General features: G+C 74.6%; 22 protein-coding genes. 7 read left to right on the top strand and 15 right to left on the bottom strand.

Annotated elements, in window-relative coordinates; all coding sequences use genetic code 11:
* Positions 1 to 3: 3 nt before the first annotated feature.
* From AB0J86_RS15645 to AB0J86_RS15635, 3 genes are read right to left on the bottom strand one after another with little or no spacing between them, the layout of a single operon-like run.
* The gene (locus AB0J86_RS15645; RefSeq protein ID WP_363857493.1) at positions 4 to 1,323 is read right to left on the bottom strand and encodes a cation:proton antiporter; all 1,320 of its coding nucleotides are present in this window, start codon (positions 1,321 to 1,323) and stop codon (positions 4 to 6) included.
* 12 nt (positions 1,324 to 1,335) lie between these two features.
* Positions 1,336 to 2,013: an HAD family hydrolase gene (locus AB0J86_RS15640; protein WP_363857491.1), complete on the bottom strand. Its 678-nt coding sequence runs from the start codon at positions 2,011 to 2,013 to the stop codon at positions 1,336 to 1,338.
* A gap of 10 nt (positions 2,014 to 2,023) precedes the next feature.
* Complete coding sequence (locus tag AB0J86_RS15635) at positions 2,024 to 4,168, bottom strand: SpoIIE family protein phosphatase (protein ID WP_363857490.1); 2,145 nt, start codon at positions 4,166 to 4,168, stop codon at positions 2,024 to 2,026.
* Between the two features lie 246 nt (positions 4,169 to 4,414).
* On the opposite strand from AB0J86_RS15635, the gene AB0J86_RS15630 reads away from it, so the two are divergent.
* Positions 4,415 to 5,371, top strand: a complete 957-nt coding sequence (locus AB0J86_RS15630; protein ID WP_363857729.1) for a hypothetical protein — start codon at positions 4,415 to 4,417, stop codon at positions 5,369 to 5,371.
* Between the two features lie 41 nt (positions 5,372 to 5,412).
* On the opposite strand, the gene AB0J86_RS15625 is transcribed toward AB0J86_RS15630, so the two are convergent.
* From AB0J86_RS15625 to AB0J86_RS15605, 5 genes are all read right to left on the bottom strand, one after another.
* The gene (locus AB0J86_RS15625) at positions 5,413 to 5,796 is read right to left on the bottom strand and encodes an SDR family NAD(P)-dependent oxidoreductase (RefSeq protein WP_363857488.1); all 384 of its coding nucleotides are present in this window, start codon (positions 5,794 to 5,796) and stop codon (positions 5,413 to 5,415) included.
* Positions 5,742 to 5,984, bottom strand: coding sequence for a hypothetical protein (locus AB0J86_RS15620; RefSeq protein WP_363857486.1), 243 nt, complete (start codon positions 5,982 to 5,984; stop codon positions 5,742 to 5,744). Before AB0J86_RS15620 ends, AB0J86_RS15625 begins: the two co-directional genes overlap by 55 nt.
* A 128-nt stretch (positions 5,985 to 6,112) precedes the next feature.
* The gene (locus AB0J86_RS15615) at positions 6,113 to 6,325 is read right to left on the bottom strand and encodes a hypothetical protein (protein ID WP_363857484.1); all 213 of its coding nucleotides are present in this window, start codon (positions 6,323 to 6,325) and stop codon (positions 6,113 to 6,115) included.
* Positions 6,326 to 6,508: 183 nt separating this feature from the next.
* Positions 6,509 to 7,366 (bottom strand): BTAD domain-containing putative transcriptional regulator, encoded by an 858-nt coding sequence (locus AB0J86_RS15610; protein ID WP_363857482.1) that lies wholly within the window; start codon positions 7,364 to 7,366, stop codon positions 6,509 to 6,511.
* A gap of 94 nt (positions 7,367 to 7,460) precedes the next feature.
* A complete protein-coding gene (locus tag AB0J86_RS15605) occupies positions 7,461 to 8,270 on the bottom strand; it encodes a hypothetical protein (protein WP_363857480.1) in 810 nt (269 codons plus the stop codon).
* A 171-nt stretch (positions 8,271 to 8,441) separates the two neighbouring features.
* On the opposite strand from AB0J86_RS15605, the gene AB0J86_RS15600 reads away from it, so the two are divergent.
* Positions 8,442 to 9,791 (top strand): MFS transporter, encoded by a 1,350-nt coding sequence (locus AB0J86_RS15600; RefSeq protein WP_363857478.1) that lies wholly within the window; start codon positions 8,442 to 8,444, stop codon positions 9,789 to 9,791.
* Between the two features lie 100 nt (positions 9,792 to 9,891).
* On the opposite strand, the gene AB0J86_RS15595 is transcribed toward AB0J86_RS15600, so the two are convergent.
* The 4 genes from AB0J86_RS15595 to AB0J86_RS15580 form a co-directional block, all read right to left on the bottom strand.
* Positions 9,892 to 10,149, bottom strand: coding sequence for a hypothetical protein (locus AB0J86_RS15595; protein WP_363857476.1), 258 nt, complete (start codon positions 10,147 to 10,149; stop codon positions 9,892 to 9,894).
* A 183-nt stretch (positions 10,150 to 10,332) separates the two neighbouring features.
* On the bottom strand, positions 10,333 to 10,797 hold the full coding sequence (locus AB0J86_RS15590; RefSeq protein WP_363857475.1) for an SRPBCC family protein: 465 nt from the start codon (positions 10,795 to 10,797) through the stop codon (positions 10,333 to 10,335).
* Between the two features lie 49 nt (positions 10,798 to 10,846).
* Complete coding sequence (locus tag AB0J86_RS15585) at positions 10,847 to 11,257, bottom strand: DUF2795 domain-containing protein (RefSeq protein ID WP_363857473.1); 411 nt, start codon at positions 11,255 to 11,257, stop codon at positions 10,847 to 10,849.
* Between the two features lie 44 nt (positions 11,258 to 11,301).
* Positions 11,302 to 12,306, bottom strand: a complete 1,005-nt coding sequence (locus AB0J86_RS15580; protein ID WP_363857471.1) for a YihY/virulence factor BrkB family protein — start codon at positions 12,304 to 12,306, stop codon at positions 11,302 to 11,304.
* A gap of 178 nt (positions 12,307 to 12,484) precedes the next feature.
* Here AB0J86_RS15580 and AB0J86_RS15575 point away from each other — a divergent pair, with 178 nt between their 5' ends.
* A complete protein-coding gene (locus AB0J86_RS15575) occupies positions 12,485 to 12,904 on the top strand; it encodes a ChaB family protein (protein WP_363857469.1) in 420 nt (139 codons plus the stop codon).
* A 138-nt stretch (positions 12,905 to 13,042) separates the two neighbouring features.
* On the opposite strand, the gene AB0J86_RS15570 is transcribed toward AB0J86_RS15575, so the two are convergent.
* Positions 13,043 to 14,482: an aldehyde dehydrogenase family protein gene (locus AB0J86_RS15570; protein WP_363857467.1), complete on the bottom strand. Its 1,440-nt coding sequence runs from the start codon at positions 14,480 to 14,482 to the stop codon at positions 13,043 to 13,045.
* A gap of 116 nt (positions 14,483 to 14,598) precedes the next feature.
* Here AB0J86_RS15570 and AB0J86_RS15565 point away from each other — a divergent pair, with 116 nt between their 5' ends.
* The 3 genes from AB0J86_RS15565 to AB0J86_RS15555 all read left to right on the top strand — a co-directional run bounded on the left by AB0J86_RS15565 (position 14,599) and on the right by AB0J86_RS15555 (position 19,384).
* Positions 14,599 to 16,188, top strand: a complete 1,590-nt coding sequence (locus AB0J86_RS15565) for an NAD(P)/FAD-dependent oxidoreductase (RefSeq protein ID WP_363857728.1) — start codon at positions 14,599 to 14,601, stop codon at positions 16,186 to 16,188.
* A gap of 418 nt (positions 16,189 to 16,606) precedes the next feature.
* Positions 16,607 to 17,113: a hypothetical protein gene (locus tag AB0J86_RS15560; RefSeq protein WP_363857465.1), complete on the top strand. Its 507-nt coding sequence runs from the start codon at positions 16,607 to 16,609 to the stop codon at positions 17,111 to 17,113.
* A gap of 258 nt (positions 17,114 to 17,371) precedes the next feature.
* Complete coding sequence (locus AB0J86_RS15555; RefSeq protein ID WP_363857463.1) at positions 17,372 to 19,384, top strand: FAD-dependent oxidoreductase; 2,013 nt, start codon at positions 17,372 to 17,374, stop codon at positions 19,382 to 19,384.
* A gap of 192 nt (positions 19,385 to 19,576) precedes the next feature.
* Here AB0J86_RS15555 and AB0J86_RS15550 read toward each other — a convergent pair whose 3' ends face one another.
* Both AB0J86_RS15550 and AB0J86_RS15545 read right to left on the bottom strand, forming a co-directional pair.
* Positions 19,577 to 20,344: a polyprenol monophosphomannose synthase gene (locus AB0J86_RS15550; RefSeq protein ID WP_363857461.1), complete on the bottom strand. Its 768-nt coding sequence runs from the start codon at positions 20,342 to 20,344 to the stop codon at positions 19,577 to 19,579.
* A gap of 193 nt (positions 20,345 to 20,537) precedes the next feature.
* Positions 20,538 to 21,548 (bottom strand): SDR family oxidoreductase, encoded by a 1,011-nt coding sequence (locus AB0J86_RS15545; protein ID WP_363857459.1) that lies wholly within the window; start codon positions 21,546 to 21,548, stop codon positions 20,538 to 20,540.
* A 339-nt stretch (positions 21,549 to 21,887) separates the two neighbouring features.
* On the opposite strand from AB0J86_RS15545, the gene AB0J86_RS15540 reads away from it, so the two are divergent.
* On the top strand, positions 21,888 to 22,603 hold a 716-nt coding region (locus AB0J86_RS15540; RefSeq protein ID WP_363857726.1), incomplete at its 3' end, for an HAD-IIIA family hydrolase.

Below are 22,603 nucleotides of genomic sequence, written 5' to 3'. Positions count from 1 at the left end.
GGGCTACGACCGCAGCCGTGACCCGCCCCGAGGGCGCGGGACGCGGGGCCGCTGCGGCCGGTCCGGCCGATCCGGTTCGTCCGGCGCGCGTTCGGCGTGGCGGTCCAGGATCTGCATCACCGGGGTCGCCGCCACCCCGTGCACCACCACCGAGACGACCACCACCAGGCCGACGGTCGCCCAGAGCAGCTCGGCGTCGGGGAAGTGCGCGTGCGCGGTCGCGTACGCGAGGTAGTAGAACGAGCCGATGCCGCGGATGCCGAAGGCGGCGATCACCCAGTGTTCGGTACGCCGGCCCGGCGCGCCGCGCAGGCAGAGCCAGCCGGCCAGCGGCCGGACCACCAGCAGCAGCGCCAGCGCCACCCCGACCGCCGGCCAGGTCAGCGGGGCGAGCAGCCCGCCGACCACGGCACCGCCGAAGAGCATGAGCAGCAGCACGGTGAGCAGCCGTTCGATCTGTTCGGCGAAGTCGTGCAGCACCTGGTGGTACTCGTGCGAGCGCTCGGCCGAGCGGATCGCCCGGGCGGCCACGAAGACCGCGACGAAGCCGTACCCGCCGAGGACCTCGGTGATCCCGTACGCCAGGAAGGTGGCGGCCAGGGCCAGGAAGCCCTCCGAGTGCCGGGCCAGGCGCAGGGTCTCGGACCGGGCGCGGAAGAAGAGCCGGCCGAGCAGCCAGCCGATCGCCAGCCCGGCGGCCAGCCCCACCGCGAGCTTGTAGCCGACGTCCACGGTGAGCCAGCGCCCGAGCCACCGGTGTGGCGCGGTGCCGGCGGCGGCGAGCGCGAGCGCCGCGTAGACGAAGGGAAAGGCCAGCCCGTCGTTCAGGCCGGCCTCGGAGGTCAGCGCGAAGCGCACCTCGTCCTCGGAGTCCTCGGCGTCCGTCGGCTCGCCGACCTGCACGTCCGCGGCGAGCACCGGGTCGGTGGGGGCCAGCGCGGCCGCGAGCAGCAGCGCGGCGGCCGGCGCCAGCCCGACCCACCACCAGCCCAGTACGGCCACGCCGAGGATGGTCAGCGGCATCGCCACGGCGAGCAGCCGCCAGGTCGACGACCAGCGGCGCCGGCCCAGCGGGCGGTCGATCTTGAGCCCGGCACCCATCAGCGCCACCAGCACCCCGACCTCGGTGAGGTGGGTAGTGAGCCCCGGATGGGCCAGCGGGTCGGGCACCGGCAGGCCGGTCGGGAGCAGGAAGACGACCATGCCGAGCCCGAGGAAGGCGATCGGCATGGAGAGCGGTCGGCGTTCCAGCAGCCGCGGCAGCACCCCGGCCAGCAGTGCGCCGAGGCCGAGCAGCGCGAACGCCACATCCACCGGATCCACGGGGGCGGCGGGTCAGGCGAGCGTGGCCAGCGGCGAGGACTCCAGCGCCGCCAGCAGCGCGGCCGGATCGTCGAAGACCGCCGCCGCCCCCGCCCCGGCCAGCTCGCCCCGGCTGGTTCCGCCGCAGGTCAGGCCGATACAGGGGATGCCGAGCCGGCCGGCGGCGACGACGTCCCAGACGGAGTCGCCGACGCAGACGGCCCGCTGCGGATCCACCCCCGACCGGTCCAGGGCCGCGGCCAGGATGTCCGGCGCCGGCTTGCTCTCGCGCGCGTCGTCCGAGGAGGTCGCCGCCGCCACCACGTCGTCGGCGTCCAGCGCCGCCCGCAACGCCGTCAGCTCCCGCTGCGCGGCGGAGCTGGCCAGCACCACCCGCAGCCCGCGCGCCGCGCACTCGCGCAGCAGGTCGACGGCGCCCGGCAGGGGACGCAGCCGGTCGAAGTACCCGGCGAAGAGGTCGTCGTGCCCGGCCCGGATCTCCTCGTCGGCGTCGCGGTCGCGTTCGGGGCCGAGCAGGTGCTCCAGCAGCCGGTCACCGCCCATCCCGATCGCCCGGTGCAGCTGCGCCATCGGTACGTCGTGACCGGCCCGTCGCAGCGCCTCCCACCAGCTCACCGTGTGGAGATAGGTGGTGTCGACGAGCGTCCCGTCGACGTCGAACAGCACCCCGGCCGGCTTGTCGTTCTCCATTGGGGCCTACCTACCCCGAAGCGGCACCGGCGACGCCTGCCCCGGCGGGCGGAATCAGGATCTCGAACCAGACGGTGGAGCCCCGTACCGTCGGGTCGGTGCCCCAGGCGTCGCTGAGCTGCTCGATCAGGCCGAGTCCGCGACCGCGGCTGCTCAGGGTGTCGGTACGGGCCCGGGTCACCGTGCCGCGGGTGCCGCTGTCGGCCACCGAGACGAGCAGCCGCTCCGGGCTCAGGTCGATCTCCACCTGGGCGGCGGTGCCGGCGTGCAGCAGCGCGTTCGTGGTCAGCTCGCTGATGCAGAGCACCGCCGAGCCGATCACCGCCTCGGGCACCTGCCACGCGCCGAGCTGGGCCTTGAGCCAGTGCCGTACCCGGCTCGGCGCGGTCGGCTCGGCCGGCATCTCCATCGCCGCGGAGCGGCTGGGCGCCACCGCGTACTCCAACGCCAGCACCGCCACGTCGTCCTCGGTGGCCTCCGGCACCGCCGCGGTCGCCACCGCGCAGAGCCGGCGCGGGTCGCCGCCGCGGGCCCCGGCGACGGCGGCGGCCAGCCGCTCCAGCCCGATGCTGATCTCCTGCTGCCGTCGCTCCACCACGCCGTCGCTGAAGAGCAGCAGCGTGTCGCCGGGCCGGAAGTCGGCGGTGACGGTGGTCCGCCGCCCGCCGAGACCCAGCGGTACGCCCGGCGGCACGTCGATGTACCGGGCGGTCGCCGGTTCGCCGGGGCGGCGCAGCAGCGGGGCGGGATGCCCGGCGCTGGCGAGCGTGAGCCGGTGCCGGGCGGCCTCCACCACGCCGTACACCACGGTCACGAAGAGCTCGTCGCTGCGCGCCTCCGCGCCGAGGCTCGCCACCAGCCGGTCCAGCCCGTGCAGCACCGCCGTCGGGTCCGCGTCGGTCAGCGCCAGCGCGCGCAGGGCGGCGCGTACCTGGCCCATCAGGGCGGCGGCCTGCACGTCGTGCCCGGCCACGTCCCCGAGGACCACCGCCAACCGGCCGTCGGGCAGGACGAAGCTGTCGTAGAAGTCGCCGCCGGCGGCGTTGCCGTCCACGCCCGGGTCGTACCGGGCGGCGAGCCGCAGCCGGGGCAGGTCGGGCAGGTGCTCCGGCAGCATGCTGCGCTGGAGCAGCTGCGCGGTGCCGTGCTGGTTCTCGAAGCGGCGGGCGCGCTCGGCCGCCTGCGCGACCAGCTCGGCGGAGGCCGCGAGCAGCGCGCGCTCGGGCGGCGACCAGGGGTGGGCGCGCACGTAGCCGACGGTGAGCGCGCCGCCCAACGACGGGGTACGCAGCGGCAGGCACGCCAACGCCCGGATCTTCTGGTCGTGCCGGTCGATCGCGGTCTCCAGCAGCGGCTGCCCGTCGCTGACGAACCGGGCGGCGCCGCCGGCGGCGGTGACGACCAGCGGGGCCCGGGAGTCGGCCGGATGACGCCGCCAGAGCGGGGGCAGCCGCTCGTCCGCCTCGTCGAGCAGCTCGCCCCGGATGCGCCGGACCGCGCGCCAGCCGGATCCGTCGTCCACCGCGAAGGCCACCTGGTCGGCGTCGAAGGAGAGGGCGGTGTAGCGCAGCGCGACCCGGGCGACGTCGTCGAGGGTGAGGGCGCGGGCCAGCGCGGTGGTCAGGTCGCCGAGATCCTGCAACTGCTGGGTGACCTGCGTGGTCTCCGCCGCGACGGTGAGCATGCCGATGATCCGGCCGCCGGCGTCGCGTACGGCCGAGTAGCCGCGGGTGAAGACGCTGGTCGCCTCGTCCTGCAGCAGCGGCAGGGAGCTCTCCTTCTCCAGGAAGGGCTCCCCGGTCCGGTAGACGTGCTCGATGACGTCGCCCACCCCGGGCAGCCCCCACACCTCGGCGAAGACCTCGGCGGCGGGGCGGCCGAACGCGGCCGGATGCTTGGGGCCGATCAGCTCGGCGAAGCCGTCGTTGTAGACCAGCACCAGGTCGTCGCCGTACGCGAGCGCCATCGCCACCGGCGAGGAGAGGATGAGGTCGACGACGGCGCGCAGCGCCGGGTCCCAGCGCTGCGGCGGCCCGAGCGGCGTCTGCGCCCACGGTACGGGGACGGCCGGCGGCGCGGACGGCTCGCCCCCGGGCCACGAGGCACCGGACATCGGGGCGGGTGGAGTGGGAACACGCCCAACCGTGCCTGGCATGTCGAAAGCCTAACCGCAATGGTCCAATCGGGTGGCGCTCGCCTGCCGGTACGACATTTTTGGTATGGAAGGGCCTCTTGTTTGGTATGGAACGGCCCCTTGCCGCCGGGGCGGGCACTGATGTAAGCGCCCCCGGCGGGGTTCCCGTCACGGTCCGTGGTCCGTGGCGGCGCCGGATTGCCCCAGCGGCGGCGGGGTATGCGGGCGGCGGCAGCCCAGGCGACGGGGGAGGACGCCGTGACGAGCATGCCCAGGGTCGGGGCGCGCGATGCCCAGCCCGCGCTGACGGACCTCTGGGTCGCGCTGGCGAACTTCGTTCCCCGGGCCCTCACCTTCCTGGCGATCCTCGCCTTCGGCTGGATCGTCGCGCGCTTCACACTCCGGCTCGTCGCCGCCGCGCTGGCCCGTACCCGGTGGGAGCGGCTGGCCGGCCCGGAGGCCGCGGGCGACCTGCTACGACGGGCCCGGCACCTGGTCGACGGCCTGTTGCCGCGCCTGGCCCACCTCGCCGTCGTGCTGGTCACGCTGCGGTTGGCGTTCGAGATCTGGGGGCCCAACCCGGTCAGTGTGCTGCTGGAGGAGGTGCTGGCGTGGCTGCCCCGGGCGCTGGTGGCCGTGGTGATCGTGGCGGTGGCCGTGCTCATCGCCCGGGCGGCCCGGGACCTCGTGGGCGGTCTGCTCGGCGACGGGCCGTCCGCCCGTCCGCTCGGGCGCGCGCTGTCGGCCTTCATCGTCATGCTCGGAACGGTCGCCGCGCTCAGCCACGCCGGCATCGCCACCACCGTGACCCAGCCGCTGCTCATCGCGCTGCTCGCCGCCGCCACGGGCGTCTTCGTGGTCGGGGTGGGCGGTGGTCTGGTCCGCCCCATGCAGCGCCGCTGGGACCGGTGGCTGCGCCGGCCCACCCCGCCCGCGCCCCCGGCCCCGGTGGCGTCTCCGGCCCTGCCCGGTTCCTCGGCCCCGCTCGCGTCCCCGGCGCCGGTGCCCGCCGGTCCGGCGGTACCGACCTCCCCGGCGCCGGACGGGCCCGCTCCCGACGCTCCGGAGCCGACGCCGCCCACCCCGCCGGTCTGGAGCCCGGCCGCCGGGGGACCGGGTACGGGCGGCGCCCGCTCGCCCGACCCGGTCCGGATCATCCCGCCGCCCGACGCCGCCGACCGGACCGCGCCGGCCCGGGACCTGCCGGGTGCCGCCGACGCCTGAGCCAAAACACGGCCTGGGCCGTCCCGACGCCGGCCCTCGGCTCAGGCGGCGCCGAGGGAGTAGAACTCGCTCGGGTCGCCGGCCACGGACCGCTTGACGTGCGCGCTCCACGCGTCGGCGAGCACCTCCAGGCGGCCCGCCTCGATCCCGTCCAGGCCGGCGCGGACGACGTCGACCGGGTCGCCCTTGTCACCCTCGTACCACGCGCTCATGTCGGTGTCCGCGACGCCCAGGTGCAGCCCGGTCACGAGGGTGCCCTGGCCGGCCAGTTCGATTCGTACGCCGTTGGTCAGGCTCCAGGCCGCCGCCTTCGCGGCGCCGTACGCGTTGGCCCCGTCGTACGAGAACCACGACATCGCGGAGAGCACGTTCAGGACCGCCCCGCCGCCGTTGTCGGCGAGCCCCGGCGCGAAGGCCCGGACCATGCCGAGGTGCCGTGGAAGTGGGTGTCCATCTCCCGGCGGATCAGGCTCAGGTCGCCCGTGACCAGGTTGCTTCGCGTGGCGATCCCGGCGTTGTTGATCAGCAGCGTGGTGTCGGCCGCGGTGGCCGCCGCCGCGGCGACCTGCTCCGGGTCGGTGACGTCGAGCCGGAGCCGGACGACTCCGCGCACGTCGATCCGTTCGGGGTGCCGGACCGTCGCTCGCGGTCGACAGCGGTCCGTTCGTGAATCTTGGTGCGGGCTGGCCCTCCTGAGGGCCAGCCCGCACCAAGATTGCCGGGAGATGAGGGTCGTTACCGCTATTCCGTCGTACCCGCCTCCGCCGGGCGCCGGCGGCGAGCGTCGTCGGCGATGATGACGGTCGCCACCATGAGGGCCACGCAGACGCTGAAGAACCAGGAGTCGTCGGCGAGGAGGTGGGCGGAGACGGGCGCTTGCAACGCGGTCAGCACGAAGCCGAGCCAGGCCAGACGGCGCTGGCGCGCGGAGAGGAATCCGGGAGCCTGATGCATCCCGCCATCCTGCCCCGCGCGATCCGGATCGCCCCTCGGCCGTTCAGCCGAATCTTACCGATCTGTCCGTCTGTGTCGCCGCCGCGTCGCCGCGCCCGGGTTCGTGGCGCGGGGCTGGGCGCGCTGGGCGGCGGTCCTCCCACGCCTGCGCGGCGCTCCGGACGCGGTCACCCCCGGTTCGGTTCAGCTGGCGCGTGCCCGTACCGGGGTCGGCGCGTGCCGGCCGGCGCGGCGCCGGGCCGCGGCCCCGCCGTCCAGGGCCGGGTCCCGATGCAGCATCAGCCGGTGCAGGCTGCGCAGCTGCGGACCCGGTTCGATGCCGAGCCCCTCGACCAGCGCGGCCCGGGCGGCCCGGAACGTGTCGAGCGCCGCCGCCGGGTCCCCGGCCCGGTAGCTGGCGAGCATCAGCTGCCCCCAGGCCCGCTCCCGGTACGGATGCCGGGCCAGGTGCTCGTAGAGCAGACTGCGCGCGGCGTCGTGGTCGTTGAGGCCGAGCAGCGCCGAGGCGTAGTCCTCGACGACGGCGAGCCACTGCGCCCGCAGGATGGAGGCCCGGGACGCGAGCGCGGGGCCCTGCGGTACGTCCAGCAGCGGGACGCCCCGGCAGGCCAGCACGGCGCGGCGCAGCGGCACCACCGCATCCGCGTGCTGCCCCGACTTCATCGCCGTGCGTCCGAGCCCGAAGTCGCGCTCGAAGGCGGTCACGTCGGTCTCCATCCGGCAGCCCGGGCCGAGCCGGACCGTCCAGCCGTTGCCGGCGTGCTGCAACTGGTACGCGCCCGGCGGTCCGATCCGGTCCAGCCATCTGCGGACGCCGGAGAGGTACGTGCGCAGGTTCGCCGCCGCCGACGCCGGCGGCTCACCCGTCCAGAGCTCCGCCATCAGGCGGTCCCGGGTGATGGTGTGGTTGGGGTCGAGCGCGAGTAGCGCGAGTACCGCGCGTTGACGGCCTCCCGGTGCGGCTATCGCCTGCCCCCCGTGGCTGGCGGTCAGCGGTCCGAGGAGGTTGACCGACAGGTGCGTGTGCTCAAGCGAATGCATGCGGTCAGGATGGCATCGCCAGGGCCGCGAAACCCCTGCTCGTACTGTTCGGAACAGTCCCGAACACCCATCGGGGACGGTGCCGGCGGGCCGGTCAGCAGCTGCCCCGGTACGACGTCCCCTCCGCCGAGACGGTGGCGCCGCCCGCGAGGTAGGCGGTCACCCGCCAGGAGACCCGGTCGCCGTCGCGGAACGGGTCGCCGCTGTAGTTCGGTACCCAGGTTTCGATCGCCGAATCGGTGAAGCTGCCGGAGCCGCCGCCGGGGCTGAGCCAGAAGGTGTCGGCGGGCGTCGAGCCGACGGCGCCGTGGTAGACCTGCACCCGGTCGATGGCCCTCCCGCCGGCGTTGGCGACCGAGCCCTGCAGGTGTACGCCCCAGTCCGGGCAGTCCACCCGGGGGGTCAGGCGCAGCTGCGGGGCGGGTGCGGCGGGCGGCTTGGTGGTGGCCGGCGCGGCGCGGGTAGCCGTCGCCCGACCGGGCTGCGCGCCGGGCTGTCCGCCTGGTTGACCGCCCGGTTGGACCGCGCCGGGGTTCGGTCCCGGGACGGGCGCACCGGCGGGCCCGCCCGGCGCCGCCACCGGCGTCGCCGACGCGGCCACGGTCGCGTCCGTCCCGGCCGATTCCGGTACCGCCGGCGCCTCGGCCGCCGGCTCGTCGTCCGGTACGGGTCGCGACCCGCTCCCGGCCTCACCGGGCCGTCCGGCCAGCCAGGTCACGCTGACCAGCGGCAGCAGTACGACCACCGCCACGATCGGGACGACCCGCGCCAGCCGGCCGGACCGGAGCCGCCGGGGCGGTTTCGGCTTCGCGTGCCGCCCGCCGGTCCGGGTACCGCGGCCGTCGCCGCCCGCGCGGTTGCTCGGCATCGCGCTGTTGCTCGACATCGTGCCGTTGCTCGACATCGCGCCGTCAGCCCTCCCGCCTCTCCGATGCTGGCCCGGTTCCGCCGACCGGCCCCATCAGTCTGGATCAGCGGCGTTCACGTCGGCGCACATCCGGTCCGGGACGGCCCGGTCCCGTCGCCGGCCGTCCGGGCTGGCCCGGCGCGCCCCGGTCGGGCAAGATCGACAGTTGTGCCGACCGCCCCGCGGGCCACCCGCCTCTCCCTGCTCGTCCTGGCCTACCTCGCCTTCGTCAGCCTCGGCCTGCCCGACGGCCTGCTCGGCGTCGGTTGGCCGTCGATCCGGTCGGAATTCCGGGTACCGACGGAAGCCGTCGGACTCCTGCTCACCGCCGGTACCGCCGGCTATCTGACCTCGAGCATCGCCGCGGGTTTCAGCATCGCGCGGCTGGGCGTCGGCCTGCTGCTCGCCGGCAGTACCGGACTGGCCAGCCTCGCGCTCGCCGGGTACGCCGTGTCTCCCGTACTCGCCGTGACCGTCGGCTGCGCGCTCCTGCTCGGGCTCGGTTCCGGCGCGATCGACTCGGGACTCAACGCGTACGCCGCCACCATGTTCGGGCCCCGGCACATGAACTGGATGCACGCCTTCTTCGGGCTCGGGGTCGCGATCGGCCCATTGATCATGACCAGCGTGCTCGGCTCCGGACTCTCCTGGCGGTGGGGGTACGGCATCGTCTCCGCGGCGCAGTTGCTGCTGGCGCTCGCCTTCGTCCTGAACGCCCGGACCTGGGACGACCGACGCGGCAGCGCGTCCGGGGCGGACCAGCGGAGCGGCGCGTCCGGGGCGGACCAGCGGGGTGGCGCGTCCGGGGCGGACCAGCGGGGTGGCGCGTCCGGGGCGGACCAGCGGGGTGGCGCGTCCGGGGCGGACCGGCCGGCGGCCGAGGGGACCGGTCACGGCGGCCCGGTCCCCGCCCCGACCATCCCGGTCGGCCCGGTGCCGGTGCGGGACACGCTGCGGCTGCCCGCCGTCTGGCTTGGCATCGCCGCGTTCGCGGTCTACGTCGCCATCGAGGTGGCGAGCGGACTCTGGGCGTTCCTGCTGCTCACCGACGGGCGGGGGCTGAGCGCCACGGTCGCGGGCGTCTGCGTCTCCGGCTACTGGGGGAGCCTCTTCGCCGGCCGGGTGGTACAGGGAATCGTCGCCGAGCGCCTCGGCCCGGCCCGGGTGCTGCGCTGGAGCCTGGTCGGCATGGCGTTCGGCGCGCTGCTGGTGGCCGTACCCGCGCCCGCCTGGCTCGCGGTCGCCGGACTGGCGATCATCGGGTTCGGGGCGGCGCCGGTCTTCCCGCTGCTGACCCTCGGTACGGCCGACCGGGTCGGTACCGCGCACGCCGACCGGACCATCGGCCTCCAGATCGGCGCGGCCGGTCTCGGCGGCGCGCTGGTACCGACCACCATCGGATTCGTGCTGGACCGCTTCGGCGTCGGGGCGCTCGGACCGGCGCTGCTCATCCTCTCCCTGCTGCTCATCGCCCTGCACGCCGCCACCGCCCGCCGGCCCTCGGTCGCGCGGGACTGACCGGGCGGACGCGGCGCGGGCCGGGTACGACGTACCCGGCCCGCGGCGTCGTCCGGTTCAGCTCGCGGTGGTGCGGGGGACCGGCGACGGGACGTACGGGTCAGTGCGGTCCGTTGCGTCCCGTCGTCGACGGCCGGTACGCCCGCTGGTCGTCGGTCATCTCGCGCCCGCCGCCCTCCGGGCCGGCGTTGCCGTCGGCGGCCTCGGCGCCGTGCCCGAAGGCCGACTCGTAGCCCGCGTCGTTGCCGGTCACGTCGTCGAGCTGGCCGTCGTTCGAGGGCACCCCGACCGCCCGCTCCAGGTCCCGCAGCGGTATCCGTTCCTCGTCCCGCCAGATGCTGCTGCTCTCGTCGCTCATGCCTATCGCCGTACCCGCCGGCCGGGCCCGCAAACAGCACCGGGGCGCCGCGCACGGACAGCACCGGGGCGCCACGCACGGACAGCACCGGGGCGCCACGCACGGACCGTGCCGAGCCGTACCCGCGGACGGCGGTGGCCGCCGGAGCGATCCGGCGGCCACCGTGCGAGTCGGCTGGGGAGGCTACGGCTGCGGGCGGTTGACCTCGCCACGCCAGGCGCCGGTCTCGGCGCCGCCGCGTCCCTCGATGAACTCCTTGAACCGCTTGAGGTCCCCCTTGGCGCGCCGGTCGACGACGCCCAGTTTGTCGCCCGCGCCCTCGACCGCGCCCTTCGGCTGGAACTCCATCTGGAGCGTGACCCGGGTGTGGCTGTCGTCGAGCCGGTGGAAGGTCACCACCCCGGACTGCTCGGTACCGCCGGTCGACGTCCAGGCCACGCGCTCGTCGGGCAGCTGCTCGGTGATCCGGGCGTCGAACTCGCGGGTGACGCCGCCGATCTCCACCTTCCAGTGGGTCATGGTGTCGGAGAGCTGCCGCACCTCCTGCACGCCCTCCATGAAGCGGGGGAACTCCTCGAACTGGGTCCACTGGTCGTACGCCGCCCGTACCGGGACGGCGACGTCGACGCTCTCCATAACCCCACTCATCTGGTCTTCCTCCTTCTTCTCCTGTCGCGACCGGCCGGGGGAGGCCCGGTCACCACCGCTGCGTCTCGTTGTCGTGGCCCAGCGCCGCCCAGACCTGGGAGACCGTCTGGTACTCCCGGTCCGGTGGCAGCCGGTCCAGCGCGGCGAGGATGTCGTCGGGCGCCTCGTTCTCCTCGGCGTTGCTGCGCAGCGCGCTGCGGTCGGCCGGGAGAACGGAGAGGCTGATGTAGCGCCCGAGCCGGCTGCGCTGCTCGACCTCCGCGGGCGTCATCCCCTTCGGCGCGCTGCTGCGCGTGTCGTTCTGGGGCGCCCGCGTCGGTTCCGGCTGGTCCTCGCCGGCCGGCTCGGGTTGGCGCCACTCCTCGGCGCGCGAGCCGGCGGTGTTGCCTACGGTGCTGGCGGTCTCCCGGCTCATCTCGTCGTCGAGCCGCGGACCGTGCTTGCTGTTGCCCCGTTCCATGTCTGTTGCGCTACCCCTGGGTAGCGGCGGTAAACCCGCGCCGGTCAGGAATCGGCCGGGGTACGCGGCCGCAGCACCGGCTCCCGTACGTCCGTGGCGCCGCCCTGCAGGGCCCGGCCGCGCTGCACCTCGGCATTGATTTCCACGCCCAGCATGAGGGCGCAGTTGGAGAGGTAGAGCCAGACCAGGAAGGCGATGACGGCGCCCAGGCTGCCGTACGTCAGGTCGTACGACGCGGAGGCGAAGCGGCTGACGTAGAAGCCGAAGCCGAAGGTGGCGAGGGCCCAGACCACGAGTGCGACCGCGCCGCCGACGGTGAGCCACCGGAAGCGGGGCTGGCGTACGTTCGGCGCGATCCAGAAGAGCAGCGAGAGCAGCAGCATGATGATCGCCACCAGGACCGGCCACTTGGCGATCGACCAGACCGTTCGGGGTGCGTTCCCGAGGTGCAGTGCGTCGCCGACCGCGTCGGCCACCGGCCCGCTGAGGATCAGCCCCGTCGCCACGACCGCGAGCAGGACGAGCGCGACGGCGGTCAGCCCGAGCTGCAACGGGCGCAGCTTGTAGAAGGGCCGGCCCTCCTCGACGCCGTAGATCGCGTTCGAGGCGCGGGTGAACGCCCCGACGTAGCCCGACGCGGACCAGAGCGCGGCGAGTACGCCGAAGCTGAGCAGCACCCGGCTCGGGCTGCGCTGGTCCACCACGCCCCTGACGATGTCGATGAAACCGTCGCTGGCCAGCACCGATCCGGCGCCGGCCTCCCGGGCCAGCCCGGTGACCAGGTCCACCGTCTGGTCGCCGTTGGAGACCAGACCGACGAGGGCGACGATCACGATCGCCGACGGGAAGAGCGCGAGGGTGCCGTAGTAGGTGAGCGCCCCGGCCCAGTCGGCGCAGTTGTCGTTGAGGAAGCCCTTGACGCTGCGTACCAGGATCCCGCGCCAGGTCGACCAGCTCAGCTGCCGCAGCCGGCGGGGGACCGCGAGTGGTCGCGGCGGCGTTCCGGTGCCCTCCGCGGCCGGAGTCGAGGGATTCGTCGTCGCTGCCATGCCCACTCCCTGCGCTACCGGGTACCGGCGTGCCGTTTGGGCAGCCCGGTACCCGCGCGCCGAACCGGACAAACCCCGCGCCGGGCGGGGCGAGGGGAGGGGAGGGTTTGCTCGGTGGTGGCGCCGGGAACGCATTCCGACGAGGCATCGCGCGCTTCCGACGCGAAGGAGGAAGATCATGCCGGGACGTGAGGTCCTGCCCAGTACGTTGCGCCGCTCGCCGGACAAGGCCCAGAGGACCTGGGCGAAGACGCACGACTCGGCGGTCGAGACGTACGGCGAGGGCGAGCGGGCCCACCGGACCGCGTTCGCCGCCGTGAAGAACCAGTTCGAGAAGGTCGGCGACCACTGGGAGTCGAAGGGGCGCAAGGGCCCCAGCGACGAGCAGGCGGCCGGCGGTGGCCCGGAGCGGCGCGCCCCCACCGCGGGTGGGGTGGACGCCAACGCGCCGAAGGAGCACCTGCTGGGCGTCGCGAAGAAGCTCGACGTCAAGGGGCGTTCCCGGATGAACAAGGCCGAACTGGTCAGCGCCATCCAGAAGGCGAACAACCGGAAGACCGCCGAGGCCCGCGAGGGCGGCCGGGGCAGACGCCGCTGAGCGGCACCCGTCGGCTGGCACCCGTCGCGAGGCGGCCGTAGCGGCGGCGACGCGGCGCCGGCGGCGAGAACGGCGACCGGGCCCGGACCGTGATCACGGTCCGGGCCCGGTTCCGCGTACGGGCTCCTCCGGCGGCTCCTACCAGGAGGCGGCGCCGCCCCCGGGCGCTCCGAGGTGCACGACCTTCGTCACGGTCAGCTCGTCGAGCAGCTCGGGACCGTACCCGAAGCCCTCGCCGCTGCCCCGGCGCGGATGCGCGGCACCGCCCGGCGCGCCGCCGAAGACCGCGTTGATCTTCACGGTGCCGACCGGCAGCTCCCGCCAGGCGCGCTGCGCGTTCGACATCGACCCGGTCAGTACGGTGGCGGCCAGCCCGTACGGCGAGTACGAGGCGCGGGAGAGCGCCTCGTCGAAGGACTCCACCACCATCACGGGCGCCACCGGGCCGAACGTCTCCTCCCGCATCACCGCCATCCCGTCGGTGCAGTCCGCCAGGACCGTCGGCGGATAGAACGCGCCCGGGCTCTCGGGCACCGCGCCGCCGGCGAGCAGCCGCGCGCCCTCGCCCACCGCCGCCCGTACCTGGGCGTCGACGTGCTCGCGGTGCCGCAGGTCCACCAGGGGGCCCATCTCCACGAGCGGGTCGCGCCCCGGCCCGACCCGCAGCGACTCCGCGCGCTCGACCAGCGCGGTGAGGAACTGCGGGGCCAGCGACCGGTGTACGTAGATCCGCTCGACCGCCACGCAGAGCTGTCCGGAGTTGGTGAAGGCTCCCAGCGCGGCCTGTTCGGCGGCCCAGTGGGCGTCGACCCCCGCGTCCACGATGAGCGGGTCGCTGCCGCCGTTCTCCAGCAGCGCCTTCGCGCCGGTACGGGCGCAGGCGGCGGCGATGGCCCGGCCGGTGGTGGTCGAGCCGACGTGGGCCACCACGTCGACCTCCTGTTCCGCCAGCGCCGCGCCGACCGTACCGTCCCCGGTGAGCAGGGAGAGCACGCCCGGCGGCAGCTGCTCGTCGAGCAGCCGGGCCAGCAGGAAGCCCGTGGCCGGGGCCCGCTCGCTCGGCTTGTAGAGCACGGTGTTGCCGGTCACCAGGGCCGCGCCGAGCAGCCCGCAGGAGACCGCCACCGGGTCGTTCCACGGTGTGATCACGGCGACCACGCCCCGCGGCTGCACCGCCATCAGGTCGATCGCCTCCGGCTGGCCGGCCAGCGCCCGACCGCGATGGATCTGCCCCAGCTCGGCGTACTGCCGCAGGGTCGCCACGCCGGCCGCCACCCCGCCCCGCGCGCCGCCGATCGGGCGCCCCATCTCGGCCACCTCCGCGTCGGCGAGCCGGTCGGCGTTCGCCTCGATCGCGTCCGCCGCCCGGCGCAGGGCGGCGGCGCGTTCGGCCGCCGGGGTGGCACCCCATTTCGTCGCGGCGGTACGGGCGGCCTTGACCGCCGTACCGACCGCCGCCGGGGTGGCCACCGGCACCCGGCTGACCGGTGAGCCGTCCGCCGGATCGCAGACCACCAGCTCGCCCGCGTCCCCGTCCGCGCCCCATGCTCCGTCGATGAGTTGCTGCACCACGTACATGGGCGGATGATGCCCCGGTCTGACCGGGACAAACGCGTTTCGCCCGGTTGTCGTGCGGGTACCGCGCCGGGGTGTCGCAGCCTGGAGCGTCCCCGCCGGCGTCCGGTCCGTCGCCGGTGGAGGGCGCGGACGCGATCGTGGTCGGCGCGGGGCACAACGGGCTGGTCGCGGCGAACCTGCTCGCCGACGCCGGCTGGGACGTACTGGTGCTGGAGGCGACCGGGTCGCCCGGCGGCGCGGTGCGCTCCGCCGAGGTCACCGCGCCCGGCTACCTCAGCGACCTCTACAGCTCCTTCTACCCGCTGGCCTTCGCCTCGCCGGTGCTGCGCCGGCTGGAGCTGCACCGGTACGGGCTGAGCTGGCGGCACGCCCCGGACGTGCTCGCCCACCCGCTGCCGGACGGCCGGGCGGTGCTGCTCAACCGCGACCCGGCGGTGACCGCGGCGTCCGTGGAGGCGTTAGGCGCCGGGGACGGGGCGCGCTGGCAGATCGCGTACGACGAGTGGCGGCGGCTCTCCGCGCCGCTGCTGGACGCCCTCCTCGCGCCGTTCCCGCCGGTGCGCGGGGCACTGCGGCTGCTCCGCCGGCTGCGTACCGCCGGCGCGCTGCGCCTGGCCCGCCGGCTGCTCCTGCCGGTGAGCACGCTCGGCGCGGAGCTCTTCGCCGGCCCGGGCGCCCCGCTGCTGATGGCGGGCTGTGCCCTGCACACCGACCTGGCCCCGGCCCAGGCCGGCTCGGCGGCGTACGGCTGGCTGCTGACCATGCTCGGACAGCAGGTGGGCTGGCCGGTACCGGCCGGCGGGGCCGGGCGGATCACCGACGCGCTCACCGCGCGGCTGCGGGACCGGGGCGGGCGGGTGGTCTGCCGGGCGCCGGTGGAGCGGGTGCTGGTGGCGCGGGGCCGGGCGCTGGGGGTCCGTACCGCCGACGGCCGGGACTGGCGGGCCCGCCGCGCCGTGCTCGCCGACGTGCCGGCCCCCGCGCTCTACCTGGACCTGGTCGGTGCCGGCCGGCTGCCGCCCCGGCTGGTGGCAGACCTGGCGCGATACCGCTGGGACGGCTCGACGGTCAAGGTGGACTGGGCCCTGTCGGCGCCGCTGCCCTGGGCCAACCCGGCGGTGGCCGGCGCCGGCACCGTCCACCTCGGCGGCGACCTCGCCGACCTGGGCCGGTACGCGGAGCGGCTGGGCCGTGGTGAGCTGCCCGAGCACCCGTTCCTGCTGCTCGGGCAGCTCACCACGGCTGATCCGGATCGGTCGCCGCCCGGTACCGAGTCGCTCTGGGGATACACCCACCTGCCGTTCCGCCGGGACTGGCCGGCCGCCGAGATCGACGCGCACGTCGAGCGGATGGAGGCGCAGCTGGAGCGGTACGCGCCGGGCTTCGGGCGGCTGGTCCGGGGCCGGTACGTGGCCGGGCCGGGGCGGCTGGCCGACGGCGACCCGAGCCTGGTGGGCGGGGCGCTGGGCGGCGGCACGGCCGCGCCGTACCAGCAGCTCTTCCTGCGCCCGGTGCCCGGGCTGGGGCGGGCCGACACCCCGGTCGACCGGCTCTTCCTGGCCTCCGCGTCGGCCCATCCGGGCGGGGGTGTGCACGGGGCGCCGGGGGCGAACGCGGCCCGCGCCGCCCTGGCCCGCGACCGGGCCGTCACGGGCGGGGCGTACGCGGCGGCGGTGGGCGCCGCGCACCGCGCGATCTACCGCTGACCGGCGCGCCGGTCCGGCGGGCGCGGACACGCCCGGGTGCCTCCATTCCCGCGCGTTCATATCCATTTCCGGCCCATTACCCGCACCGACTATTCGTCGGTAATTGCTCATCCCGGAGCCTTTCGCGCCAGTCGCGGGCGCACCGCACCATTAGCCGCCGCACGCGTAGCAGCTCGGCATTTGGCTTCTGACCGGTCCGGATGTGTCATTCCCGGCCGAGGCGAACGCACCGGTCACCGCCACACCGGCGGTACCCCGAAGGTCACCTGTGGCTTCCCGTCGCGTCACCGACCGGGCCCGCCGGACGGAATTGTGGAAATTCTCATCTATGGCGATGCGTCAATGCGTGATAGAAAGCTTCGAGGCCGGCCCCTGCATTGCAAATAATTAACCCCCTGCTGCGATACGGGAGACCACCATGCCATCGACCCGTCGTGCCGCCCTGCGGCGCCGCGTACTGACCATGATCCTGGCGGCCTGCGCGGCCACCCTCACCGCGCTCGGCTTCGCCACCCCCGCCTTCGCCATCACGCACGCCAGCGCCACCTCGCAGCTCGCCGCCGCCGGCATCTCGTGGACCTCCAGCGGCGGGTGCAGCGACCGCAACGTCCCGACCTGCACCTCGTTCGAGGGGATCCGGCAGGCCACGATCGACGGGATCATCACCTTCAAGAGAGCCAGCGGCTGCGCGGTGACCATCACCGCGGGCACCGAGACCGGGCACGCCGGCGGCACGTACAGCCACTGGAACGGCTACAAGGTGGACATCTCGAAGACGAGCTGCGTGAACAACCACATCCAGACGGCCTACACCTACGTGGGCTACATCTCCGGCTGGGGCTACCAGTACCGCGCCCCCTCCGGCAACCTCTACACCGACGAGGGCAACCACTGGGACATCCTGTACTACACCTGCGGTTGCTGACCCGGAGGCCCGGGCCGCCGCCCCGCGGCCCGGGCCCGCCGGTCAGCGGGTCCGCCTGCCCCGCCGGTCAGCGCGTCCACCGGTCAGCCGGTCCCGACCCCAGCCCGAGTCAGCGCGTCCCTACCCGGCCGGTCCGGGCATCCTGACGCCGCCGCCGCGACGGTCTTGACAGCGCCCGGCGGCGGCAACGAGAGTCGATGTCGGACAGGCCCAGGTGCGGCGGCGCGCTCCTGCCACCCATGAGGAGGAGGCCGCACCATGCCGCGCCCGCTCACCCGCCGCCACCTGCTCCGCCTCGGCGGGGTCACCCTCGCCGTCGCCGGCTCGGCCGGGCTCGGACTGCCCGCGCTGGCCGCCGCCGTGGTCCAGGTCGACCTGGTCGTCTACGGCGCCACGCCGGCCGGCATCGCCGCCGCCGTACAGACGCGGCGGATGGGGCGTACGGCGGTGATCCTGGAACCGGGCAACCACGTGGGCGGCCTCACCACCGGCGGCCTCGGCGCCACCGACACCGGCACCGCCGGGGCGATCGGCGGCATCGCCGGGGAGTTCTACCGCCGGGTCCACGCGAAGTACCAGGGCACCCCGGTCACCCCGTCCTCGCCGGCCCGCTTCACGTTCGAGCCGCGGATCGCGCGGGCGGTCTTCGACGACCTGCTCACCGAGGCGTCGGTCCCCGTCTACCGGGGCGTACGGCTCGCCGCGGTGAACCGTACCGGCAACCGGATCGTCGAGCTGGTGGCCGAGAACGGGCAGGTCTTCCGCGCGCCGATGTTCGTCGACGCCTCCTACGAGGGCGACCTGATGGCCCGCGCCGGTGTCTCCCACACCGTCGGGCGGGAGCCCAACAGCGCGTACGGCGAGACGGTCAACGGCGTCCAACTGCGCGACAAGCACCAGTTCACGCTCCCCGTCGACCCGTACGTGGTGCCGGGCAACCCGGGCAGCGGGCTCCTTCCGGGCATCTCGGCCGGTCCGGTGGCCCCGAACGGCACCGGCGACGACCGGATCCAGGCGTACAACTACCGGATGTGCCTGACCGCGTCGGCCGACCGGATCCCGTTCGCCCGGCCCGCCGGCTACGACCCGACCCGGTACGAGCTGCTGCTGCGCTACGTGCAGGCCGGCTACACCGGTCCGTTCTTCACCACCACCGGCGTCGGCAACGGGCGGACCGACTCCAACAACAACGGGGCCTTCTCGACGGACTTCATCGGCGCCAACTACGCCTACCCCGCCGCCTCGTACGCGGCCCGCGAGTCGATCGCCGCCGAGCACCTGGCCTACCAGCAGGGCCTGATGTGGTTCCTCGCCAACGACCCGCGACTGCCGGCGTCGGTACGTACCGCCACCGCCGCCTGGGGGCTCGCACCGGACGGTTTCCCCGAGACCGCCGGCTGGTCACCGCAGCTCTACGTCCGCGAGGCGCGCCGGATGGTCTCCGCGTACGTGATGACCGAACGTGACTGCCGCGGCGCCGTCCGGGTGGCGGACTCGGTCGGCCTGGCCAGCTACACCATGGACTCGCACAACTGCCAGCGGGTGGTGGTCGGTGGCCTGGTCCGCAACGAGGGGGACGTGCAGGTCGGCGTCCCCGGCCCGTACCCGATCAGCTACCGCTCGATCGTGCCGACCGAGACCCAGTGCGCGAACCTGCTGGTACCGGTCTGCCTCTCGGCCAGCCACATCGCGTACGGCTCGATCCGGATGGAACCGGTCTTCATGATCCTCGGGCAGTCCGCGGCGACGGCGGCGGCGCTCGCCACCGCCGCGAACCGGCCGGTGCAGCGCGTCGACGTGCCCTCGCTGCAGGCCCGGCTGCGGCAGGACGGTCAGTACCTGGAGTGGCCGCCCGTCACCCCCGGCGAGGTGATCGTCGACAACGCCGCCGCCAGCGGCGTGACCCGCGCCGGCACCTGGCTGCGCAGCACCTCGATCGGCGGTTACCTCGGTCCGGACTACGAGCACGACGACAACACCGGCAAGGGGGTGAACCGGCTGCGGTTCACCCCGTCCCTGCCGCGGGCCGGCGACTACACCGTCCACCTGCGCTGGACCGCGCACGAGAACCGGGCCAGCAACGTACCGGTCGACGTCGTGCACGCCGGCGGCGTCACCACCCGTACCGTCGACCAGCGCACCGCCGGCGGACAGTGGGTGGCGCTCGGCACCTTCACGTTCGCCGCCGGTGCGGCCGGCAGCGTCCTGATCCGCACCGACGCCACCGACGGCTACGTCGTGGCCGACGCGGCGCGATTCACGCCCGCCTGACCCGGACCCCCGGTCACCCGACCCGAGGCGCCAGCCCGGTAGCCGGGTACCCCCGCCTGATGCCCGGCCGCGACCCGCGCGCGCACCGTCCCGACGGACGTCTCCCGGTCAGGGCGGGGCCCGCCGCATCCGGCGGAGACATCAAGCCTGACGGGGTTCGCCGGGACGGCGGGCCCCGCCCCCAAAGCGTGACTACCGAGAAATGTTGCGATGCCGGCTACGGAGCCGGAACGGCATCAGCGCACTCTCGATCTTGGTGGCGGTGGTCATCTTCGACTCGCCCTCGTTGCGTTCCTGGAACCGGATCGGCACCTCGAGGATGGTGTGCCCGAGCCGGGTGGCCAGGTAGTGCATCTCGACCTGGAAGCTGTAGCCGTTCGACTGCACCCGGTCGAGGCCGATGTCGTGCAGCGCGTCCGCCTTCCAGATCTTGAAGCCGGCGGTGAGGTCGCGAATGCGTACCCGCAGCAGCGTGTGTACGTAGAAGTTGGCCCAGCCGCTGAGCGCGCGCCGGTAGAACGGCCACGCCTCGTCCAGCTCGCCGCCGGGTACGTAGCGTGAACCGATCACCACGCCGGCCTGGGTGGAGAGCAGCGCGCCGAGCATGCCGGGCAGCGCCTCCGGCGGGTGCGACAGGTCGGCGTCCATCTGCGCCACGAACTCGGCGCCGTCCTCGAGCGCCCGGCCGATGCCGTCGACGTACGCCCGGCCCAGCCCCTCCTTGCCCGGGCGGTGCAGCACCCGGATCCGGTCCGGGTGCTCGATCGCCAGCTTGTCGGCGACCTCACCCGTGCCGTCCGGGGAGTTGTCGTCGGCGATCAGGATGCTCAGTCCCGGCAGGGGGAGGGCCAGCAGCCGCTCGACCAGTACAGGCAGGTTCCCCGCCTCGTTGTACGTGGGGACGACGACGGTCAGGCGCGCGTCCCGCCAGGGCGTGGGAAGCTGTACGGGTTCGATCATCTCGGTCATCCTCGGTCGGCCGACAACGGTCAGTGGAGAGGGTAGTCACATCCCGGTTCCAGGCGATGGGCCTCCCCGTGGTGCCGGGCACTACCTGTGTACCACCTCTACCTGTAACCGTGCGTGGCGCGTCGGCCAACCGAGTGATGAACGTCGACAAACCACGTTGCTCCGCGCCGCGGGTACGGCGGGTTCAGCGGGCGCGGCGGGCGGTCAGGGCCGCCCAGGCGAGCCCCGCTCCGGCGGCGAACGCCGCGCCCATCAGCGGTTTGTGGGTGGTGACCCAGAGCGTGGCCGAGCGGGTGCGCTGAGTGGACGTGAAGACCCCCTCGGCGCCGTGGTCCCGCTCGTCGTCGGCCGGTTTGTCGAGGTTGTCCCGCCAGGTGGACAGGTCGATCGGGTCCGGCGTCTGCTGCCCCTCGTAGCCCACCTTCCGCCGGGAGAGGTAGCGGTCCAGCAGCCCCGGCGCCACGATGTTGCCGAGCCGGGTGAGCACCGTCGGGCCGCCCGCGTTCAGCTCCCGTACGCCGTGGTCGGCGGCCCAGAGCACGGCCCGCGCCGCCACCTCCGGGGCGAAGATCGGCGGTACGGGCTGCGGGTGGCGGGGCAGCCGGGTGCGTACCCAGGAGAACTGCGGCGTGTTCACGGCCGGTAGCTGCACCATCGACAGGCGCACCCCGGGCGAGCTGTGCAGCAGCTCGGCGCGCAGCGAGTCGTTGAAGCCCTGGACCGCGTGCTTGGTCGCGCAGTACGCGGACTGCAGCGGGATGCCCCGGTAGGCCAGCGCCGAGCCGACCTGCACGATCGTGCCGCGGCCACGGGGGCGCATGTGCCGCAGCGCGGCGAGCGTGCCGTGCACCGTACCGAGGTAGTTGACCTCGGTCACCCGGCGGAACTCGGCCGGGGTGATCTCCCAGGTCGGGGCGAAGACGGAGAGCATGGCGTCGTTCACCCAGACGTCGATGCCGCCGAACTCGTCGCTGGCGGCGTCCGCCGCCCGCTGGACCGCGTCCGCGTCGGCCACGTCGAGCTGGTGCGTGACGACCTGGGTCGCGCCGAGCTCGCGGCACTCGTCGGCGGCCGCGGCCAGGCCGGCGGTACCGCGCGCGAGCAGCGCCAGGCACGCGCCGCGCCGGGCGTACGCCTGCGCGACGGCCCGGCCCACGCCCGCGCTGGCCCCGGTGATCACTACGTTCTGTGTCATCGGACGCACCCCCCGATCCGGGTCGCCGGGAGGCCCCGATTTGCCTGCCGGACCCGCCGTACGGGTCCGGTCGTCACGTTCTGAACCGTCAGCACCTGGAAGCCGATACCCAGCCACCGGCGGGCTAATCCGCCCTGGTTTACTCCTTGCCCCGAGGGGAACCCGCCCGGCGTGCGAAACGGCCAGGTCGACCCGCATCAGCGCAGGTCAGACGCGATAGGCGTCGACCTCGGCGGGGCGCTGCTCGGCCGTGGTGAGGACCTGTCCGGCGCGGCGTCCGCCCCCGGCCCGGGTCCGCTCGACGCGTTGCCCGGCCGTGGTGCGGGCCGGCTCGACGCGGTGCCCGGTCGTGGTGCGGGCCTGCTCGACGCGGTGCTGCTGGATCGGGACGGCACGTTGGTGGAGGACGTGCCGTACAACGGTGATCCGGAGAAGGTGCGGCCGTTGCCGGGTGTGCGGGTGGCGTTGGACCGGTTGCGGGCGGCGGGGTTGCGGCTGGGGGTGGTGACGAACCAGTCGGGGTTGGCGCGGGGTCTGTTCTCGGGTGGGCAGTTGGCGCGGGTGAACGCGCGGGTCGAGGAGTTGTTGGGTCCGTTCGACACGTGGCAGGTCTGTCCGCATGACGAGACGGCCGGCTGCGGGTGCCGCAAGCCGGCGCCGGGGATGATCAGGGACGCGGCGGCGGCGTTGGGGACGGTGCCGGGCCGCTGCGTACTGGTCGGCGACATCGGGGCCGACATGGTCGCCGCCGGCGCGGCGGGTGCGAGCGGCATTCTGGTGCCGACCCCGGTGACCCGGGCCGAGGAGGTGGCCGCCGCCCCGGCCGTCGCCGGGGACCTGAACGGCGCCGTCGACCTGATCCTGCGCCGCCAGCGGCTGGCCGCCGGCGAGTCCGTGCGGGACCGCGACCGGCCGCCCGCCGGGCGGCGGCGCGGTTGCGTGCTGGTGGCCCGGCCGGACTCGGCCGGGGACGTGTTGGTGACGGGTCCGGCGATCCGGGCGGTGGCGGCGGGTGCGCGGCGGGTGGTGCTGTTGTGTGGGCCGCGTGGTCGGGC

The sequence above is a fragment of the Micromonospora sp. NPDC049559 genome (assembly GCF_040676675.1).
Classification (GTDB): Bacteria; Actinomycetota; Actinomycetes; order Mycobacteriales; family Micromonosporaceae; genus JBFAPK01.
This window is presented reverse-complemented; position numbering and strand designations above follow the sequence as displayed.

Bases quoted from the DNA above. Each gene is read 5' to 3' on its own strand.
- AB0J86_RS15585 (WP_363857473.1), bottom strand. From the start codon at position 11,257: ATGGAACGGGGCAACAGCAAGCACGGTCCGCGGCTCGACGACGAGATG.
- AB0J86_RS15550 (WP_363857461.1), bottom strand. From the start codon at position 20,344: ATGATCGAACCCGTACAGCTTCCCACGCCCTGGCGGGACGCGCGCCTG.
- AB0J86_RS15580 (WP_363857471.1), bottom strand. From the start codon at position 12,306: ATGGCAGCGACGACGAATCCCTCGACTCCGGCCGCGGAGGGCACCGGA.
- AB0J86_RS15570 (WP_363857467.1), bottom strand. From the start codon at position 14,482: ATGTACGTGGTGCAGCAACTCATCGACGGAGCATGGGGCGCGGACGGG.
- AB0J86_RS15555 (WP_363857463.1), top strand. From the start codon at position 17,372: ATGCCGCGCCCGCTCACCCGCCGCCACCTGCTCCGCCTCGGCGGGGTC.
- AB0J86_RS15610 (WP_363857482.1), bottom strand. From the start codon at position 7,366: ATGCATTCGCTTGAGCACACGCACCTGTCGGTCAACCTCCTCGGACCG.
- AB0J86_RS15635 (WP_363857490.1), bottom strand. From the start codon at position 4,168: ATGCCAGGCACGGTTGGGCGTGTTCCCACTCCACCCGCCCCGATGTCC.
- AB0J86_RS15560 (WP_363857465.1), top strand. From the start codon at position 16,607: ATGCCATCGACCCGTCGTGCCGCCCTGCGGCGCCGCGTACTGACCATG.
- AB0J86_RS15630 (WP_363857729.1), top strand. From the start codon at position 4,415: ATGCCCAGGGTCGGGGCGCGCGATGCCCAGCCCGCGCTGACGGACCTC.
- AB0J86_RS15625 (WP_363857488.1), bottom strand. From the start codon at position 5,796: ATGGTCCGGGCCTTCGCGCCGGGGCTCGCCGACAACGGCGGCGGGGCG.
- AB0J86_RS15595 (WP_363857476.1), bottom strand. From the start codon at position 10,149: ATGAGCGACGAGAGCAGCAGCATCTGGCGGGACGAGGAACGGATACCG.
- AB0J86_RS15640 (WP_363857491.1), bottom strand. From the start codon at position 2,013: ATGGAGAACGACAAGCCGGCCGGGGTGCTGTTCGACGTCGACGGGACG.
- AB0J86_RS15605 (WP_363857480.1), bottom strand. From the start codon at position 8,270: ATGTCGAGCAACGGCACGATGTCGAGCAACAGCGCGATGCCGAGCAAC.
- AB0J86_RS15615 (WP_363857484.1), bottom strand. From the start codon at position 6,325: ATGCATCAGGCTCCCGGATTCCTCTCCGCGCGCCAGCGCCGTCTGGCC.
- AB0J86_RS15590 (WP_363857475.1), bottom strand. From the start codon at position 10,797: ATGAGTGGGGTTATGGAGAGCGTCGACGTCGCCGTCCCGGTACGGGCG.
- AB0J86_RS15545 (WP_363857459.1), bottom strand. From the start codon at position 21,548: ATGACACAGAACGTAGTGATCACCGGGGCCAGCGCGGGCGTGGGCCGG.
- AB0J86_RS15575 (WP_363857469.1), top strand. From the start codon at position 12,485: ATGCCGGGACGTGAGGTCCTGCCCAGTACGTTGCGCCGCTCGCCGGAC.